We start from the raw sequence: 1659 nt of genomic DNA on the forward strand, positions 1-1659 counted from the left end.
CATCGCGTTCCGGGACGCGTCATGAGTGGGCGGACGAGCGCGGGCGCCGGTTGGCCGACCGGTGGGGACAAGGGCGCCGGTCGGCCTTGGCAGGCCGGTCGGGACGGTGTCGAGCGTGGCGGGGAGGCGTCATGAGTGGGCGTGATGACGGCGTCATCTTGCGGCTGGCAGATGTCGTGAAGTCGTTTCCGGGTGTGCGGGCGTTGGACGGGGTGGGGCTGGAGGTTCGGGCGGGTGAGGTGCATTGCCTGCTGGGGCAGAACGGTGCGGGCAAGTCGACCTTGATCAAGGTGTTGTCGGGGGTTCACCAGCCGGATTCGGGTCGAATCGAGTGGCGTGGTCGGGTCGTGAGTTTCGCGAGTCCGCAGGCGGCGGTGCGGGCGGGGATTGCGACGATCTATCAGGAGCTCGACCTGGTCGATGACCTGTCGGTGGCGGAGAACGTGTTCTTGGGGCACGAGCCGCGCCGGTTTGGGTTCTTGCAGCGGGGCGAGGTGGTCCGGCGTACGCGGGAGATTTTGGCGCGGTTGGGGCATCCGGAGATTCCGGCGAGGCGGATGGTGCGGGCGCTTCCGGCTGCTGCCAAGCAGATCGTGAGTATGGCGCGGGCGTTGTCGTACGAGGCGCGGTTGATCGTGATGGATGAGCCGAGCGCGGTCTTGGCTCATGACGAGGTGCGGAACCTGTTCCGGATCATTCGGGAGCTGACCGCGCAGGGTATCGCGGTTGTCTATATATCGCACCGGCTGGAGGAGATCCGCGAAATCGGTGATCGGGTGACGGTGCTGAAGGACGGTCGGACGACGGCGGCGAATTTGCCGGCGCGGGATACTCCCACCCGGGATCTGGTGGCCCGGATGACGGGTCGGGCCATTGAGTACGTTTTTCCGGAACGGCGGGGCGGTGAGGCGCCGGGCGAGGAGTTGTTGCGGGTGTCGGGGTTGTGTCGGGCGGGTGAGTTCGCGGATGTGTCGTTGACGGTGCGGGCGGGGGAGGTTGTGGGGATCGCGGGTTTGGTGGGTTCGGGTCGGTCGGAGTTGCTGGAGACGATTTTTGGGGCGCGGCGCCCGGACTCGGGGACGGTGGCGGTGGGGGGTCGCGTACTGCGCCCGGGGAGTGTCGGCGCGGCGGTACGGGCGGGGCTGGGCTTGGCTCCGGAGGAGCGGAAGAGCCAGGCGCTGATGCTGGGCGAACCGGTGTACCGGAATGTCACGCTGGCGACGTTCACCAAGTGGGCGCGGTGGGGTTTTACGGATGCGGGCCGAGAGCGCCGTGAGGCCACGGACATCGCGCAGCGCCTGGAACTGCGGCCGCGGGATGTACGGCGTGCGGTGCGGACGCTCTCGGGCGGGAATCAGCAGAAGGTCGTGGTGGGGCGGTGGTTGCTGGGGGGTGTCCGGTTGTTGCTGCTGGATGAGCCGACCCGGGGTGTGGATGTGGGGGCGCGGGCCGAGTTGTACCAGGTGATTCGGGGGTTGGCGGAGCAGGGGGTGGGTGTGCTGCTGGTCTCCAGTGAGGTGCCGGAGGTGTTGGGCCTGGCTGACCGGGTGGTGGTGATGCGGGAAGGCCGGGTGGTGCATGAGGCGCCGGCCGGAGAGCTGGACGAGGGCAGGGTGCTTGATCTGGTGATGGCAGGGTCGCTGATGGAGGGGGCGCCGG

The 1659-nt window shown here is 68.4% G+C and carries 1 protein-coding gene; it reads left to right on the forward strand.

Going from position 1 to position 1659, the window contains the following annotated elements; all coding sequences use genetic code 11:
• Window positions 1-131: 131 nt before the first annotated feature.
• A partial coding sequence (locus EF879_RS26810; protein WP_148086569.1) for a sugar ABC transporter ATP-binding protein occupies window positions 132-1659 on the forward strand: 1528 nt, incomplete at its 3' end.

Origin of the sequence: Micromonospora sp. HM5-17, assembly GCF_003762835.1 — a bacterium.
Taxonomy (GTDB): domain Bacteria; phylum Actinomycetota; class Actinomycetes; order Mycobacteriales; family Micromonosporaceae; genus Plantactinospora.